Origin of the sequence: Streptomyces capoamus (assembly GCF_014654935.1) — a bacterium.
Lineage (GTDB): Bacteria > Actinomycetota > Actinomycetes > Streptomycetales > Streptomycetaceae > Streptomyces > Streptomyces capoamus.
On record NZ_BNBF01000002.1, the window covers coordinates 64,635 to 64,874 of the forward strand.

Below are 240 nucleotides of genomic sequence, written 5' to 3' on the forward strand. Positions count from 1 at the left end.
CGCTCGGGATGTCCCTGGCCCGCACGGGCCTGGCGGCCGGTGCCAAGCCGAAGCGCCGCGCGGCGAAGAAGTCCGGTCCGGTCGCCTCCGGCGACACCCTCGCCTCGCCCATGCAGGGCACGATCGTCAAGGTCGCCGTGGAGGAGGGCCAGGAGGTGCAGGAGGGTGACCTGGTCGTCGTCCTGGAGGCCATGAAGATGGAGCAGCCCCTGAACGCCCACAAGGCGGGCACCATCAAGG

Annotated in this window: 1 protein-coding gene; it reads left to right on the plus strand. The window is 71.2% G+C overall.

Going from position 1 to position 240, the window contains the following annotated elements:
* Nucleotides 1-240 (plus strand): acyl-CoA carboxylase biotin carboxyl carrier protein subunit (locus tag IE312_RS38650; protein ID WP_229899134.1); only part of this gene is annotated, 240 nt, incomplete at both ends.